Source organism: Psychrobacter sp. N25K4-3-2, assembly GCF_015351755.1.
Lineage (GTDB): Bacteria > Pseudomonadota > Gammaproteobacteria > Pseudomonadales > Moraxellaceae > Psychrobacter > Psychrobacter glaciei.
This window is the reverse complement of sequence record NZ_JADKLX010000002.1, coordinates 1-17,839: the sequence shown is the minus strand read 5'-3', so window position 1 is coordinate 17,839 and position 17,839 is coordinate 1. Positions and strand designations below refer to the sequence as shown.

Sequence of the window (17,839 nt, the reverse complement as noted above, 5' to 3'; positions counted from 1 at the left end):
ACAGCTACGGTGCATGTTGTGTGGCAGGCCAGTTGAGATGCTTACGATCAATAAAAGGATAGTCGAGCAAATAGCCAGTCGCCATCAGAATCAAGTCATAATCACTGCTTTCACCATCGCTGAAGCTCACCGTATGCCCTTTAATACCGCTTATATCACGTCGCGGCTTAATATCACCATGACCCAAATGGTGGAGCACTAACGAGTTAACGACTGGATGCGACTCGTACATTCGATAGTCAGGATCTGGTAGACCATAGTCCGAAGGCTTACCAATGATCATACGGATCATCGCTGCATCCATGCGCTGCTTGGCTTGCCGTGGTAGCTTGAGTTTGCCGCCTAACGTATCGATAGGACGACCTTTGATAAATTTAGGCAAGAAATAATAGCCACGTCGCAAGCTGATATCTACTGACTTTGCATGGTGAACGGCATCTACCGCAATATCCGCACCAGAATTACCGCAGCCGACGATGAGTACGCGCTTATCTTTGAATACTGAGGGGTTACGATACTCGGAGGAATGCATCAACTGACCGGCGAACTCGCCCGGCAAGGTTGGCATGTTTGGCTTATGTAAAGTGCCATTGGCAATCAGCACCCCATCGAATAGTCGCGACTGATGCGCGCCATTGCACTCACTGATTACGCGCCAACCATCACCTTCGGGGCTAGCACTGATGACTCGAGTAGAGAATTCATAACGGGATTTGAGGTCAAATTGATCGGCAAAGTCTTGGAAGTATTGGCGCAGCTCGCTATGGTGTGGGTAGCAGGCAACAGAGTCGCGCATGGGATACGCTTTGAACTCGGTCATCTGTTTGGAGGATATCAGATGGGCTGTTTCGTACATGGTGCTATGAGGGTTATCAATATCCCATAGGCCACCTACATCACTGTGCAGCTCAAAACCAACGAAAGGAATATTAAGTTTTTGGAGATTACGGGCGGTGGCTAATCCCATTGGACCGGCACCAATGACAGCATACATATTTGTTCCCTCAAATTTATGATCGTATTGCACCCATCCTAATTGGGTATGAGCGTTATATTAGTCTATGTCGTTAGGCCGTTCAAGAATAAGGTTAGAGGAATCATAAATATCAAGGTCTGTACCACCACTCCCATCAGCGATACGGGTTTGGATGCCGTTATTTGATTACGGACTGTCATGACCTTTCATAAAATTATTAAACATAACAAACAACAAAACAGCCTTTAAATCTAAGATTTAAAGGCTGTTTAAGACTATTGAGAGAACGATAAGATATATAGCTGGCTCACCATAAAAGTGCTACGGCGCTAACCTAGCTAACTCTGCAAATTATATTTGACCACCACATTGCTCCCATCATGATCAACCTTATAAGTGTTGAGTATGATGCTTTCATCATCTAAACATTGGCCTGTTACCAGATTAAAGCGCTGCTTATAAATAGGCGAGGCCACATACAGCACGGCTTCACTAAGACCAGCCGCGTTGGTAATGGTAGTGCCACCGATTAAACCTCTAGACAATACATTGGCCTGACTAAAAGGGTCATAATTATCAAGCGCGAACAGCTTAGTTTCTTTGGTGCGAAAGATAGCCACTTGTTTGCCATCTATGAGCGCACAAACACCAGTCTCAGGGAGAATGTCTTCTAATCTACAAACCGTATATTGAGTCATTGGGTTATCCTTATTCATATATTATCGGAGAGTATAGGCAGTCCTAGATAAATCAGAGACGGTGTTAGGCTAGCTCGATCGACTATTGATAGTGCTGTCATTCGCCTTCCTAGTTTATTAATTGTCTCTTCATTATCTTAAACCGACTATCTTGGGCGTTGATTAAGCCAGCTCAGTCACTAGGATTTGAGTTTTTTCAGTATCGGTTGCAGGGCGAATTTGCTCGCGCTCGGTGACAAAGACCACATTGTCATCTCCTTGCTCACTATTGACGAAATGACGGAAACGTTTGAGCTTTTCGCTATCGGTGATGGTGGCTTTCCACTCACACACATAGTTGTCGATTAGCAGTTGCATCTGCGCTTCTAGCTCGTCAGCGATGCCTAAGCTGTCTTCAATAATGACTGCTTGTAGATATTCCAATCCACCTTCTAAGCTCTCGCGCCATTTTGAAGTTCGTTGGAGTTTATCTGCTGTTTTTATATAAAACATAATAATGCGATCGATGTATTTGATGACCGTGTCGCTATCAAGATCGGTGGCAAACAACTCACCATGACGCGGGGTCATACCACCATTACCACAGACAAATAAATTCCAACCATTCTCGGTGGCGATAATGCCAAAGTCCTTGCTTTGTGCCTCTGCACACTCGCGTGTACATCCGGACACGCCCATCTTTATCTTATGCGGTGAACGTACTCCTTTATAACGATCCTCTAAGGTGAGTGCCAAGCCGACACTGTCATCGACACCGTAGCGACACCAATTATTACCCACGCACGATTTAACAGTACGCAACGACTTACCATAAGCGTGACCAGTCTCAAAGCCAGCTTGCACCAATTGTGTCCAGATATCAGGCAATTGGTCTAAACGTGCCCCAAATAGATCCACGCGTTGACCACCTGTGATTTTGGTATACAAATTAAACTCTTTGGCGACTTGTCCGAGGATGATCAGCTTATCGGCGGTGATTTCACCACCCGGCACACGAGGTACGACAGAATAGGTGCCGTCTTTTTGTATGTTGCCCAGATAATAGTCATTGCTATCTTGCAACGGTGTCAGTTCAGGCTTGAGCACATAGTCATTCCAGCATGAGGCCAAGATGGAGGCGACCGTAGGTTTGCAAATCTCACAGCCATGACCATGACCATGCTCATCCAACAGAGCATCAAAGGTTCTAATACCATGGACACGAATCAAGCTATAGAGCTCTTGACGAGTATAAGCAAAGTGCTCACATAAGTCGTTATTGACCTCAAACCCGAGGGTCGTTAACTGGTAGCTTAAAGTGTCTTTCACCATAGGCGCACAGCCACCACATCCTGTACCTGCACTGGTACAAGACTTCACTTCGGCAATGGAGTACGCACCGTTCTCAACCGCCGCGCAAATAGCCCCTTTGGTGACGTTGTAGCATGAGCAAATCGTTGCACTATCTGGTAAATTTTCTATACCCATTTTCGGTTTTTCAACGTTGGGTAGTATGAGGCTTTCAGGGTGGGCAGGTAGGTCGATGTCGTTGAGATATAGCTGTAATAGATTATTATAGTCTTCGGTATCACCGACCAATACCGCGCCAAGCAAGCGTTTATTATCAGGCGTTGTGACCAATTTCTTATAAATGCCCTCAGCAGGGTTCTGGTACAAATAGCTCAAGCTGTCCGCGCTGTTGCCATGGGCGTCGCCAATACTACCAACATCGACGCCCATCAGTTTGAGCTTGGTGCTCATATCAGCGCCCGTAAAGGTTTGCGAATGATCTCCTGTGATTTGTGCCGCGCAGATACTCGCCATGCTGTAGCCTGGTGCTACTAAGCCAAATATCTTGTTATCCCACACCGCGCATTCGCCAATAGCGTAGACATGCGCGGCATTGGTGCGGCATTGTTCGTCAATTAAAATACCACCTCGTGCACCTATCTCAATGCCGCACTCAGGATTGTTTTTGATAATGCCATCTTGCGGACGAATACCCGCACTAAAAACGATCATATCGGTATCAAGCGAGGTATCATCGGTGAATTGCATGGTTAAATGGCATTGATCTTCACTGGTGTTATTTCTGTTTTTTGACAGGGCATCGGTATTGTCAATAATGGCTTGGGTATTCTTGCCAGTTAATACTTTGACCCCGAGGGCTTCAATTTTTCGTTTCAAAATTTCACCGCCAGCAGCATCAAGCTGAACACCCATCAATTGTGGGGCGAACTCTACAACATAAGTTTCTAACCCTAAAGTGACCAGTGCTTTTGCTGCCTCAAGTCCCAGCAGTCCACCACCCACGACCACACCCTTTCTGACTGTGGGGCGCTCAGCAATGGCAAGAATGTCATCTAAATCGGCAATGGTTCGGTATACGTGGCAATGCGGATGTTCACGCCCTGGAATGGGTGGTACAAATGGATAGGAGCCTGTCGCCAGCACCAGCTCACCATATTCAATCTGCTCGCCAGCTTCAGTGATGATGTATTGATTGGTCGCATCGATATCTACAATGCGCTGATTCAGGTGCAATTGAATTTGGGCGGCGGCATAGGCGCTCAAATCAACCAAATTTAGCTTACTGATATCTTTATGCTCAAAATAGCTCGATAAATACACACGATCATAAGCCGGACGGTCTTCTTCTGCAAACACATGAATCTCAAATTTCTCATGTAGCCCTTGTTCTATGGCTCGCTCAACGAAATGATGCCCGACCATACCGTTGCCAATCACCACTAACTTAGCTTTATTTGTTGTACTCACTATAGTGCTGCTCATGCGCTTATCCTTAGTAATGGGGTTGTCTAAATATCGTGATCTAAACGTTATGATGGTTAGCAATATTTAGTGCCTACACCAATTACACCTTCAATAACTGTGCCAAGCACTGTTATATAGCGCTTTGTATTTAAGGGGATTGCTAAAAAATTCAGACGAGTACGTATGACGCTCATCGCGTATTTACAAGGTCGCAAGGCATTTATGAGGAGGTTGATGATGATGGTAAATAAAACATTAATCGATCATTTGGCAATGAGGTGATAAGTATTGATGCACTAAAGTGGACAGAATCATGCACCAATTTGATTGCATTTATAATGAGTGGCATTTTTTTATGTTTCTCAATGATACAAGGGCATCATGTTTTTTAAGATATGAATCGGCTTGTTATAGTCGCCTGCAAGTCTGCTATTACAAAGCATTGACGCTTTTACCAAAGACGATGGTTCGCCTCCACAATGATTTTTACGACGGCAAATGGCACAGCCATTGCACCCCCTTAAGTGTTCTAACTGATCATTCTGTTTAACATAACTTGTTCTTATGACTTTTTATGTTGGCCCTAAAGTTTGCCATTTAAGGAAATCGCTTATGTCGTCATCGCCACCATCGAACCCCGCTGTGCCAACTAAAAACAAGCTTAATATCTTATCTTTTACAGGTAAGAATAAAATTCTCCATCTTGGTTGGATGGCTTTTTTTCTGACCTTTTTTGTGTGGTTTAACCACGCGCCTTTTTTATCCGCGATTGGGGAGACGCTTAACCTTACTAAAGATCAAATCAAAACCTTATTGATACTAAACGTTGCCTTGACGATTCCAGCTCGAGTCATTATCGGTATGCTAACCGATCGTTTTGGCCCGCGCCTCGTCTATACCGCCATTTTGGCGATTGGCGCCATTCCCTGTTTTACTTTTGCCTTTGCGCAAGACTACAACACGCTAGCGTTGTCTCGGTTCTTACTGGGTTTTGTGGGTGCAGGGTTTGTGGTGGGTATTCGTCTAATGAGTGATTGGTTCCCTGCAAATGAGCTGGGTACGGCTGAAGGTATTTATGGTGGTTGGGGCAATTTTGGTTCCGCTGCTGCTGCCTTGCTATTACCGACAGTGGCTATCATCGCTGCCGCTATAGTTGGTGGTGATGAGGGCTGGCGTTATGCGACGGCTACTTCAGGGGTGGTCATGATGCTGTACAGTGTGATTTTTTATAAGATGGTGCGAGATACGCCAAAGGGTGCGACGTATTTTAAACCCAAAAAATCTGGTGCCATGATGGTGACTTCAGCAGGTGACTTTTGGCTGATGATGGCGTTTAAGCTGCCAATGTATTTGGCCTTGGCTCTTTTGGGATGGAAATTATCGCCCGCTGGCGTCAGCTTGCTTAGTCAGGACAGCGTGACTATCGTCTATATCGGACTGGTTGTTTTATATATTTATGAGTTCGTGAGTAGTTATCGCTTTAATAAAGAGATATTTACTACGCCAGTTCCAAAAGCACATCAATATGACTTTAAGCAAGTCGGTATCTTAAATATTCTCTACTTTGCGACCTTTGGCTCAGAGCTGGCGGTGGTGTCTATGTTGCCGCTTTTTTATCAAGAGACATTTAGCCTATCGATTGTGATGGCAGGGGTATTGGCATCAAGCTATGCGTTTATGAATTTGATGTCACGTCCGGGCGGCGGTTGGCTCAGTGACAAGTATGGACGCAAGATCACGCTGCTGATTTTGACTGCGGGTTTAGCCGTCGGTTATTTATTGATGGGAATCGTTGATTCAACATGGCCGATTGCGTTGGCATTGTTAATCACGATGTTTTGCTCATTCTTTGTACAGGCAGGCGAGGGCGCAGTGTTTGCGGTCATTCCACTCATTAAGCGCAGTATGACTGGACAATTCGCTGGCATGACTGGTGCTTATGGCAATGTTGGTTCGGTCGTTTATTTAACCGTACTGAGTCTCGTCTCCTATCAGGTGTTTTTCTTTGTGATCGCCGCCACCGCAGTGGTTGGCTTCTTAGCACTATTCTTTTTAAAAGAGCCTGAAGGCGTTATCATCGAAGAAATGCCAGATGGTAGTTTTGCCCAAATTAAAGTGAGCTAAGTATGAAAAAGGGCGGCACACAAGACTTTAAGACCACTGACAAAACCAGTCACTATAGTGCGGATAATGCACTATGGTTGCTTGATTTTTATACCATGCAAGGGCGCAAATCCGAAAATCAAGACAGCTTGCTGATAACAACATGCTTGCCGTATGGACAGTCCACAGCAACCATCAACGGCGGTGTTCATTGTCCTCATGCGCCTTTATTGGTGCTGATGGCGGATGGTGTCAGTGCCTGTCAGTTCCCTAAACAAGCCAGTCAATTGGTCGTCAATACCATCACGCATCACCTTACTTTAGCGCTTGAAAATCTCGTGAGGACAGAGTATGAGTCGGCATCAGAAAATGAGTCACAAGCCAATGGTCAAAAGGCACCGATAAGCTTTGATGATAATCAAATTGCCATATTGATTAAGGAGGCGGTAAACAAAACCAATGATGTGCTCTATTTCCCACAAGTCTACGAGCGAGTACCACCGCTGTTATCGACCTTATCAGGCCTACTGTGTATCGGTGACCGTATCCATCTGTTTCATACGGGCGATTCACGTATTTACCGTATAGGTATGGATAGCATGGCGGTGCTCACTAAAGATCACCGCATCCATCGTGGGCAAGACAAAGGTGCTCTGTCGGCTGCTGTTGGCGCTGATACACGAATTCAGTTACAGCAATCGGTATTTACATTGCATCAAAACGAGTGCTTAGCGCTAATGACTGATGGCGTCTATGAATCTATTACTGCCTCAGAGCTTCAGTTTGAACTGTGTGCCGCCGCAAGCGCGCTAGTTCAATCGACGACTATTATTGATCAAGATCCTGTTGACCGACAGAGAAGTGATGTTGGTATCGGTGAAAGTTCAGGTATCGGTGAAAGCTTAGATATCAGTAAAAGCTTATGCGAGCAAGCGTTTAGCGAAGGCAGTTACGATAACCTAAGTATGATGATGCTCGGTATGAATACGCCAATGCTCCATAAACAAACGTTTAAGGCACAAACCTACAAGACAGGTGACAATGCTAGCTCTCACAATATTCATCGTTATCAGTTGCCAACGGGTTTGGAGATTGGTGCGCAGATTGACGGTTTTACTGTCAAGAACATTATAGCCCGTACTGCTCGTAGTGAGGTATATTTGGTAGAAGATAGCAACCATCATGCCTTTGTCATAAAGTCGCCAAGCCTTGATACGATTACCGATGGGTATTATCTGCGCGAGTTTTTGAAAGAGCGAAAAATAGGATTGAGCTTATCTAAGCACCGCCGTGCTGGCGAGCCTGCTTACAATCAAGCGGACCCTAATGATTTGTCGAGCGATAACACCCTTATCAGCATCAAAACCAATCAAAGCGCGAGCTCAGCGCTGAGTTCTTCAGGATTGCTACGTTATTATCCCGTACCAGCGAGTAGTATTTATTTATACCATCTGACCGAATATATTGAGGGCGAGAGCCTCAGAGATTTTATGGATCGCCATGCCCCTTGCGACGTATGGCAGACATATGATTTGTTGACCAAAATAGGCATGGCGGTTCGGGTGATGCATCGCAACTATCTATTGCATCAAGACATCAAGCCGGAAAATATCCTATTGACCACCTCAGGCGCGGTCAAATTGATTGATTTTGGTTCGGCCAGCTCTTTAATACTCAAAGACAGCACTCGACCACCGAACGGCGATTTGCACTACGCTGCACCAGAATATTACAGCGATGCACCAAAAGGAGTTTATTCTGATTTATTTTCCATAGCCGTAATCGGTTATGAGCTACTAACCAATGAGTTGCCGTTTAGTTCGCAAGATTTGATGAGTTCGCATCAAGCAAGTCATACGTTGACGCTGCCTGCTCAATCATTACGTCAGCACCGCGTACCCACTGCTAGCCAGCAAGCGTTAATGCGTGCGCTGCATTCCAACACCCAAGCTAGATACCAAGCAATTGGTGAGTTTTTACAAGATTTTAACCCCGACAACACTAGCAATATCCGCGACCCTGAGCCGCTTATCATACGCCATCCATTACTGGTATGGCACAGCATTTGCTTCATTCAGTTTGTCATCATCTTATCATTGCTGGCTTATTTTCTATAAGTTTGCTTCAACAAAAACATGATATGACACGCCATTTATTTAATGCTGCACGTTGCGGCTAAGGGATGCTCTTCTTATGTCGCCTTTTGTACCACACCTTAATGCACAGTCAACAGTAGTCAATAGCCAAAATCCTAAAATAGCGTCAACACTACCTTCGAGTGCTGGTATCGTCATTATTGGTGCTGGCATGGCAGGCAGCCGTTTTGCTATTGAGTTGGCTCGTGCCCAACAGCAAAACAGACTGGAAAACCCTCACATTCATCTGCCAATTACACTTATTAGTAAAGAACCACAAGTCGGCTACAACCGAATTATGCTATCGCCTGTACTGTCAGGAGATTCTCTATTTGAAGATACTTATCTATACGAGCAATCAGAGTATCAACAGCTGGGTATCACCGTATTGGCTGGAATTTCGGTTGACACAATAGACATCAAACAGCAGTCCATTGAGCTGAGCAATGGACAAACGATCGCTTATAGCAAGCTGGTTATTGCGACGGGCTCCAGTGCTCGAATTATTCCTTTTCCTAATTACGATGCTAAAGGCGTGCACGTGTTTCGAGAAGTAGCTGATGTAAATGCACTAACCGCATATGCACATCAAGGGAAAAAAGGTCTGGTGATTGGGGGCGGGGTATTAGGGTTAGAGGCCGCGTGCGCTTTGGCTACTCAAGGAGCAGATATGACGGTTGTTCATGTGGATAGCTATGTACTGAATCGACAGCTTGATTTGCCCGCCGCTGAGCTATTGCAAGCAGAGCTCAGTTGTCGAAATGTCGGACTTGAGGTATCAGCGATCACTGAATGTATAGCGGTCAACAACCAGCATGAAGTATGCGGACTGTTGCTAAAAGATGGGCGCACGTTGCCAGCAGATTTCGTGGTCATGGCAGTGGGCGTGGTACCTAATATCACATTGGCAAAAGACAGCGGGCTGACGGTCAACCGTGGCATCATCGTCGATAATTATATGCACACCAGCGCTGCCAACGTATACGCTATTGGCGAATGTGTGGAGCTAGACGGTGAGCTGTTCGGTATGGTGGCGCCCGTCAATCAGCAAGTTGATACCTTAGTTTCTGTCCTAAAAGATGCGAGGATATCAAACGATGGCTTAGCATCCAGAAATAATTGGCACCCTTTTACTAGCAAACCGCTGTCTTTAAAGCTAAAAGTATCTGGCATCAGTGCCTTTTCAGCAGGGCAAGTCGACTTTGATGACGAGGAAGCGGCGGCTATCGAAACCATCACTTATCAGCAAACCAGTATAAATCACTATCACTGCCTCTATCTTAGAAACAATAAACTGATCGGCGCTGTACTCTACGGTGAGGTCAATGAGGGCAGTTTCTATAGCCAGCTGATCAATAGCAATAGTGATATCGCGTCTATAAAAGCGGATTTAATATTTGGCGAGGCTTACTGTGATTTGGAGAAAATAACGACAGATAGTGAGGCTAACGGAGACATGGATATCGATAGCGATCTGGATTTATTAAGCGCAGCAGACATAGTAGGAGCGGCGTCATGAGTGAAGTGATCTTGAGTAATAAACCGAATGCTAGTCAAGAATTAGAAAGTGGTATACGCCGATCTGATCACAAATCTAATGACATATTCAATCCTTCAAAAACGGCTCTTATTGCCACTTATACTGAAGAAACGACGTCCACCATACGTACCACTTGTCCTTACTGCGGGGTAGGGTGTGGTGTCCTAGCCAGTGTCGATGCGATAGGGGTAGTGAGCGTAAAAGGAGATCCTGAGCATCCGGCGAACTTTGGTAAATTGTGCTCAAAAGGCAGTGCGCTGGCACAAACCTTGGGCAGTGAGCGACGCTTAACTGAGCCTTACTATCAAAACAAGCAAGCGGTAATGCAACAACATCGACCTATGCAATTGGTTAATGATTTTAACGCTATCGACATATCTGATGAGCCACTTACAAAGCCTACCGATTGGAATAACGTCTTAGATGATATTGCCACGCGCTTAAACGACACGATCGCCAAGCATGGTCGCGACAGTATTATGTTTTATGTCTCAGGACAGCTACTCACTGAGGATTACTACGTCGCCAATAAGTTTATCAAAGGCTTTATCGGTAATAATAATATCGACTCCAACTCACGCCTATGTATGTCTTCCGCAGTAGCAGGGCATAAACGTGCCTTTGGCACTGATTTGGTGCCTGGTAATTACGAGGATTTAGAGTCCTGCGATTTATTGGTGCTGGTGGGCTCAAACATGGCATGGTGTCACCCTATTTTGTTTGGACGATTTTTGGACGCAAAAAAAATTGATCCCAGTAAAAAGCTTATTGTCATTGATCCGCGTCGTACGGACTCTTGTGAGTTCGCAGATTTGCACTTACCAATAGCCGCTGGCACCGATACGCATTTATACAATGGGTTGTTGCACTATCTTAAGCAGCAAGGTTGTTGCGATGAGCGTTATCTCAAGCAATGTAATGATGTCGATCTCGCTTTGGAGGCTGCCAAGACGTGGAGCATCGACAAAGTCGCTCAAGCATGCAAAATCAGCGCTGACCTCATACGCCAGTTTTATCAGCTAGTCGCTGCCAATGACAAGACAGTGACCGCGTTTAGTATGGGTGTTAACCAATCAAAGAGTGGCACCGACAAGGTCAATGCCATTATCAATAGTCATCTGTACACCGGACGCGTAGGAAAAGTAGGCGCCAGTCCGTTTTCACTCACTGGTCAGCCAAACGCTATGGGTGGCCGTGAAGTCGGGGCGCTGGCTAATTTGCTGGCGGCACATTTAGACTTGAGTAATAGTATTCATCGTCAACTGGTGGCTGACTTTTGGCAGGCACCGCAGTCTATTGCGCCAGAGGTTGGCATCCAAGCTTGTGATGCTGCCGATGCTATCTTAGATGGGCGTATCAAAGCCATTTGGATTATGGCGACCAATCCAGTCGTGAGCTTACCTGAAGCGGATAAATTTCGCCGCGCATTAGCGGCTTGTGACTTGGTCATTGTCTCTGACTGCTCGGTAGACAGCGATACGGTTAAGTGCGCAGATATTGTATTACCAGCACAAGGTTGGGGTGAAAAGTCAGGCACAGTCACCAATTCTGAGCGGCGAATCTCAAGACAGCGGGCGTTGAAGCCTGCATTAGGACTCGCTAAGCCTGACTGGTGGATACTGTCTCAAGTGGCTACCCGCATGGGGCTAGCTGGGTTTGATTACCAGCATCCTAGCGAGATATTCAATGAGCATGTGGCATTGACTGCTTATAAAAACGATCCTAGCCAAGTGCCCTCTATTAGCAATCAACCGCGCTATCTGAACTTTGCTAAAGACCTACCAATGCCAATCCTAAATCGTGCTGACTATGAGGTAATGACCCCCTTTCAATGGGGCGACCCGCGAATCACCATGGCGCACTCAAACTTTATCGCTATTACACCCTCAGATAGTGCCAGCTTACCTAATAGGCATCAGCGTCGCTCAAGACCGAAAGCTAATGGCAATACAGAAAGCAATAATATAGCGAGCAATAATAGAGAACATGATAACAGGCGCGATAAGCCACATAACGGTCACTCATCGACCGTGAATCTACGCCTTATTACCGGTAGATTACGTGATCAGTGGCATACCATGACCCGCACAGGACTTGCGCCGCAGCTTAACCAACATGAGTCTGCGCCGATGCTGACCCTCCATCCCGATGACGCCGAGCAACTTGGTGTTGAAAAAGGCGACTATGTGCAGCTACGTCCTCGCTATGAGCAAAACCTACTAAAAAAGCTTCAGCCACATAATGAGGCGGCTGTTGATTCAAATATAGATGACTCAAATACAGACATTGAAGTGTTAGAGCAAAAAGTGATAGCACAAGTTGCCATCAGTGATGGCATGCGTGTTGGTGATGCATTTATGCCCATGCACTGGAGTAACGCCTTTGCCAGCGGTGCAAGAGTAGGTACGCTCATTCCGACGGTTGTCGATCCCCATTCAGGACAGCCTGAGCTAAAAAACTCAGCGATTAGTATCAGCGCTGTACCCATGCAGACGTTTGGCAAGATTTTGGTGCATCCTGATTTGCAAGACACCATACTAGTGCACTTTCGTGCTATGGCGGCTAACTTTAAGGAGCAAATGACAGAGAATGAGTCGCAAGCAGCCTCTTCTAGCTTTGATGTGGCTAGTGAGCAGTCGACTCAAACACTACCAGCACTGACATGGAGTATTAGTCGCCAAGCTAACAGCGTTCTAATGACTCTTGCTAGCCCAGTCGACAGCATCGCTAAGCAATTGCTTGATCCTGAGTTTTGGCAGCAGTTTATCGATACCTATCAAAGCTCTGTATCGGATAAAGAGCTGACTGATGACGCTGCCAATACTGTAGGGGTTAATAGTGCTTTTACCCTTAGTAAACCGGAGCAGCAACTACGCTTTATTTTGACTCAGTCAGAGGTGAATGAGGCAAATGAGGCAAATAATGAAGAGGTCGATCGCACGTTGCCAAGCACTTCTATCTCTACTATACCGAGTGAGCGGCTACTATTAGCTATTTACTTCGCGCCGCAAGTGACGCAGCTGCCAAGCAGTCATTGGCTTGATAGCTGCTTTGCCAATACCGATGCGATACCTGCACAGCAGCGCTATAAATGGTTGCTAGCAGGTCGTCCAGCCACAGGTTATATCGATCCAGGCCCGCTGGTGTGTTCGTGCATGGCGGTGGGAGAAAACATCATCATCAATGCCATCACCAAACAGCAATGTACCAGCGCACATGCCATTGGTAAAGCGTGCCGAGCGGGCACCAATTGCGGCTCATGCGTGAGTCAAATTAATGCACTTATTGAGGAATATGCGTCCTAAACGCCTGTTGAAAGAGGGTCAAGTTATCGATATGGCATGAGGCTTGCACCGTGTCTTGTACTATCTTTTGTTCTTATGTATTCCATTATGAAGTGCTGATCTGCACGGCGCTAATAGTGTTATTAGGAGTGACCATTATGACTGATTCATCTGCTTTTATCGCAACCCTACCTTCGAATGACTTATCCAATAAAAAATGCAATGTCAATGTGCTAAACACACCATCAACGATAGCAGAAGGTGAGAAAGTAGGCACTGTGCATTTAGTTGGTGCTGGTTCTGGCGATCCTGAGTTGTTGACTCTAAAAGCGTTACGAGTCATGCAGCGCGCAGACATAGTGCTTTATGACAGCTTAGTCTCAGAGGATATCTTAGATATGTGCGCGCTGACAGCAGAAAAAATATTCGTCGGTAAGCGCCGTGCCAACCATGCTCTGCCGCAAGAGGGCATCAATGAGCTGCTAGTCAAACACGCGCTGGCAGGCAAAACAGTGGTTCGTCTAAAAGGCGGCGACCCCTTTATTTTTGGGCGCGGCGGAGAAGAGCTGCAAGAAGTTGTGCGCCATGGCATTCGTTTTGAATCCATTCCCGGCATCACAGCCGCCAGCGCCGCTGCTAGCCGTGCAGGGATTCCACTAACGCACCGTGATCATGCACAAGCCGTCAAGTTTGTGACAGCGTGCAAAAAGTCAGGCGCAGCCAATAATGACTATGACGAACACTTGGACAGCAAGCAAACAGTGGTGTTTTATATGGGACTACATCGGCTAGGTGAGTTGACCAAAGGGTTGATAGCAGCGGGGCGCGACAGCGAGACTCCTTTTGCCGTGATTAGTCATGCAAGCTTACCCACGCAGCAGCTGCTCATCGGTACGCTTGGTAGTATCGCTAATCAGCAAGCGATAGCGAAATTGCCAACACCTGCACTATTAATTATGGGTGATGTGGTCACTTTATATCATGAGTTTGCAGACTATAATCTTGGTGCTGTGGGTAAAGGTGCATTTGTTGATGTTAATAAAGTTATAAGCAGTAACCACTTAATACCCAATTTGGAAAGTATGACGTAGGACAAATAAGTTTAAGAAACTGTTATTTCAAGAAGCTGTTATTTCAAGAAACTGTTATTTCAAGAAACTGTTATTAAGGTGATTTGGTTATGTGAGCCAATTCAGTAATCTGTGTCAGTGTGTACTCAGTCTGAATCCTACTTATACTAGATTAAGAAATTTTCGATGTCGTTTCAAAGTCGGCTATCGCTAACGTTACTTATTATAGATTTCGTAATTGCTCAATTAACCAACGATGTATGCCACTGTCAGTAGTACGTGGGTGCCATGCCGCGATGACTTTAAAAGTAGGTGGCAAGGCTTCAACCTCAAGCTCTTTGACCTTACTGCTCGGCAATAACCGCGAAGGATAAAACGCAATCATATCAGTCGTGTGCAAAATATTGGGTACAGCAGAAAAGCTAGGAACTGACATCACAATATTTCGTTTTAGACCTTTTTCTGCAAACCATTGGTCATGAGAGCCGCGCAAATTAGCACGCGAAGGCGACACGACTAGCTGCGGGTGTGCAGCCACTTGCGTCAGTGTTAATGGCTCTGTGGCAAAAGTATTTTCACAACCCGTCACGCATAAATGTTGCTCTTCAAACAGAGTGACATACGATAAGTTGTCAGGGATGAATTCAGGAAAGGTAATCAATAAATCAAGCTCGCCTGCTGCAATCAGCTGATTAATATTGTCTGAGGCAAAGTCGCGCACGATCAGCTTCAAATCCGGTGCGTCGCGGCGCGTAATATTAAACAACTGCGGTAACAGCGCCTGCGTCGCATAGTCGGTCGCACTAATCGTAAAGACGCCTTTATATGTTTGTGGCATAAAAACCTCTGGCTCTAACAAATCTTCCAACTGCTTTAATATATGGTCAATAGGTTGCTGCATCGATAGCGCCTTTGGCGTTGCCACCATGCTATTTCCTTGACGAATAAACAAACGATCATCAAACACCTCACGTAACTTACGCAGCTGCTCACTGATGGCTTGTTGGGTCAGCCCCATTTTTCGCGCGACTTGTGAGAGGTTTTTTAGATCAAGCAGCGCCTGTAATACTCTAAGTTGCTTAATGTCGAGCCGATTCATACCATTCATAACTCATACCATTAATAGTTGTATCTTAAACAATAAGTGGTTGTTTCTAATTGTACCCTCAAAACGCTATGCTGACCAACATTGCTTAAGTAGCAACTAAATGAGCTATTAAGCATCAAAACAGGCCAAATACATTTAATAATAAGCCATCAGCTGCTTTAAAAGAGACATTTATGACACAAACCATTCTAAATACAAGTACACTATTTTCCTCTGTAGAACTTGGGCCTTATACGCTCAAAAACCGTATCGTAATGCCGCCATTGACACGCTCCCGTAGCACGCAGCCTGACAATATTCCTAATGACTTAATGGCCAGCTATTATGCACAGCGTGCGACAGCAGGCTTTATGGTGACTGAAGGTACGCAGATTGAGCCAAGAGGCCAAGGTTACGCTTGGACGCCAGGTATCCATTCACCAGCCCAAGTTGAAGGCTGGAAAAAAGTTACGCAAGCAGTACATGATAAAGGCGGTATTATTTTTGCTCAGTTATGGCATGTTGGGCGTGTGTCTCATACCAGCTTGCAGCCACAAGGTGCTCAGCCTGTAGGCCCATCAGCGATTGCTGCTGACAACGTAAAAGTATTTATTGAAATAGGCCCAGGTGAAGGTGCATTGGCCGATCCAAGTGAGCCACGCGCACTCAGTACCGATGAAGTTGGTGAGCTGGTAACGATGTATGCGGCAGCCGCACGAAATGCACTGGAGGCGGGTTTTGATGGGGTAGAGCTGCATTGTGCTAATGGTTATTTGGTCAATCAGTTTATTTCTGAGCATAGCAACACACGTGATGACCAATATGGTGGGTCGTTGACCAATCGTCTACGTTTCTTAAAAGAAATCGTCGCTGCTGTCAGTGATGTGGTCGGTGCGAATCGTTTAGGCGTACGCTTTGCGCCTTTGTTTGCGAGTACGGATGAGACGCGCGTGTATTTAGGATTGGTAGAATCAGACCCTCATCATACGTATGTTGAAGCGGTCAAATTGCTTGAACAAGCGGGTATTGCTTACTTATCAATTGCAGAAGCTGATTGGGATAATGCGCCTGATTTGCCAGACACTTTTTATCGAGCGGTCAGAGAAGAATTTTCAGGCCGTATTATTTATGCGGGTAAATATACCGTAGAAAAAGCCGTGAATATTTTAGCCAAAGGCTATGGCGATTTATTTGCGTTTGGTCGTCCTTTTATTGCCAACCCTGATTTACCTGAGCGTATCGCCAATAATTGGCCACTCAATGAAGTAGATCCTGCCACGATGTATGGTGGCACTGACGTTGGCTACAGTGATTATCCTTACTATAGTCAATCCTCTATAAAAGAGTGACAGCGTTAACCTCGCTTGAAGTATTACATATACATCTGCACTCGGTTGCCTTGACTCTCTTTTAAACTGAATCAACTATATCAATAATAGCGAAGCAGCTGAGCAGTGACTGAGATAAGGCCATTAATATTAATGGCCTTATTTTTATTTATAAATTTGGGACTTGTTGGATACTCACAAGCAGTCAATCATCACGCGAAAATTATTGTTTTTATCGCGTAAAGATTTTTTTATTATTTTATCAATAGGTAGTAGGCAATGAATCAGAATACTAAAGACAGACTTATACGCATATTAGTAGGATATGTCGGACTCTATCCAACACTCTTAATTGTATTAACGTTATTGAAGCCTGTGACTCAAGGATTAAGCCTGCCAGTGGTGGTATTAATTGAAACGATCATACTCGTTCCGTTGACACAGCTGGTGTCCTTCCCACTAGCAGGCTGGGTCATTGAGCGTCTAAGCAGAAAAAAGTGATCGTTTTTCGCAGTGTTCACTGGTAAACCATCATATTATTCCAGCTCTTCAATCAACTGCTTCATCTCAGCGATTTCACGCTTTTGTGCTTTTATGATATCGTCAGCGAGCTGTTGTACACGCGGATCTTCAATATCAGCGCGGCTACTGGTGAGAATGGCAATCGAGTGATGCGGTATCATGGCTTGCATCCAATCCACTTGATCGACAGTTGCTTGTGATCTGACACCCCAAATACCAACGGCAAACATCAACACGCTCAGACCATAGATCATCAAATTGACCTTGGTCTTCTTATACATATTGGTCATAAATGCCAACATGACCACTGCCATACCGGCACCCATGTAGAGCGCCATATAA

General features: G+C 45.4%; 12 protein-coding genes. 7 read left to right on the top strand and 5 right to left on the bottom strand.

Features of this window, described 5'->3' with window-relative positions:
• Nucleotides 1-4: 4 nt before the first annotated feature.
• From IOD06_RS05170 to nirB, 3 genes are all read right to left on the bottom strand, one after another.
• Nucleotides 5-994, bottom strand: coding sequence for an NAD(P)/FAD-dependent oxidoreductase (locus IOD06_RS05170; protein ID WP_265087659.1), 990 nt, complete (start codon nucleotides 992-994; stop codon nucleotides 5-7).
• Between the two features lie 320 nt (nucleotides 995-1,314).
• Entirely contained in the window at nucleotides 1,315-1,674 is a 360-nt protein-coding gene (nirD, locus tag IOD06_RS05165; protein ID WP_194619692.1) for a nitrite reductase small subunit NirD, read from the bottom strand.
• Nucleotides 1,675-1,836: 162 nt separating this feature from the next.
• Nucleotides 1,837-4,446: a nitrite reductase large subunit NirB gene (gene nirB, locus IOD06_RS05160; RefSeq protein WP_194619690.1), complete on the bottom strand. Its 2,610-nt coding sequence runs from the start codon at nucleotides 4,444-4,446 to the stop codon at nucleotides 1,837-1,839.
• 594 nt (nucleotides 4,447-5,040) lie between these two features.
• Between nirB and IOD06_RS05155 the strand changes: the two genes are divergently transcribed.
• From IOD06_RS05155 to cobA, 5 genes are all read left to right on the top strand, one after another.
• Nucleotides 5,041-6,552 (top strand): NarK family nitrate/nitrite MFS transporter, encoded by a 1,512-nt coding sequence (locus IOD06_RS05155; RefSeq protein WP_149408266.1) that lies wholly within the window; start codon nucleotides 5,041-5,043, stop codon nucleotides 6,550-6,552.
• 2 nt (nucleotides 6,553-6,554) lie between these two features.
• Nucleotides 6,555-8,648, top strand: a complete 2,094-nt coding sequence (locus IOD06_RS05150) for a bifunctional protein-serine/threonine kinase/phosphatase (protein ID WP_194619688.1) — start codon at nucleotides 6,555-6,557, stop codon at nucleotides 8,646-8,648.
• Nucleotides 8,649-8,724: 76 nt separating this feature from the next.
• Nucleotides 8,725-10,185 (top strand): NAD(P)/FAD-dependent oxidoreductase, encoded by a 1,461-nt coding sequence (locus IOD06_RS05145; protein ID WP_227669925.1) that lies wholly within the window; start codon nucleotides 8,725-8,727, stop codon nucleotides 10,183-10,185.
• Nucleotides 10,182-13,511 carry a molybdopterin-dependent oxidoreductase gene (locus IOD06_RS05140; RefSeq protein WP_194619686.1) on the top strand — a complete coding sequence of 1,110 codons (3,330 nt, stop codon included), beginning with the start codon at nucleotides 10,182-10,184 and terminating at the stop codon, nucleotides 13,509-13,511. Before IOD06_RS05145 ends, IOD06_RS05140 begins: the two co-directional genes overlap by 4 nt.
• A 137-nt stretch (nucleotides 13,512-13,648) precedes the next feature.
• Nucleotides 13,649-14,581, top strand: coding sequence for a uroporphyrinogen-III C-methyltransferase (cobA, locus tag IOD06_RS05135; RefSeq protein WP_194619685.1), 933 nt, complete (start codon nucleotides 13,649-13,651; stop codon nucleotides 14,579-14,581).
• A 202-nt stretch (nucleotides 14,582-14,783) separates the two neighbouring features.
• On the opposite strand, the gene IOD06_RS05130 is transcribed toward cobA, so the two are convergent.
• Entirely contained in the window at nucleotides 14,784-15,668 is an 885-nt protein-coding gene (locus IOD06_RS05130) for a LysR family transcriptional regulator (RefSeq protein WP_189585211.1), read from the bottom strand.
• A 173-nt stretch (nucleotides 15,669-15,841) separates the two neighbouring features.
• Between IOD06_RS05130 and IOD06_RS05125 the strand changes: the two genes are divergently transcribed.
• Together IOD06_RS05125 and IOD06_RS05120 are read left to right on the top strand one after the other, a co-directional pair.
• A complete protein-coding gene (locus tag IOD06_RS05125) occupies nucleotides 15,842-16,996 on the top strand; it encodes an alkene reductase (protein WP_194619684.1) in 1,155 nt (384 codons plus the stop codon).
• Nucleotides 16,997-17,254: 258 nt separating this feature from the next.
• Complete coding sequence (locus IOD06_RS05120; protein ID WP_194619683.1) at nucleotides 17,255-17,476, top strand: hypothetical protein; 222 nt, start codon at nucleotides 17,255-17,257, stop codon at nucleotides 17,474-17,476.
• Between the two features lie 35 nt (nucleotides 17,477-17,511).
• On the opposite strand, the gene IOD06_RS05115 is transcribed toward IOD06_RS05120, so the two are convergent.
• Nucleotides 17,512-17,839 (bottom strand): DUF305 domain-containing protein (locus IOD06_RS05115; protein WP_194619682.1); only part of this gene is annotated, 328 nt, incomplete at its 5' end.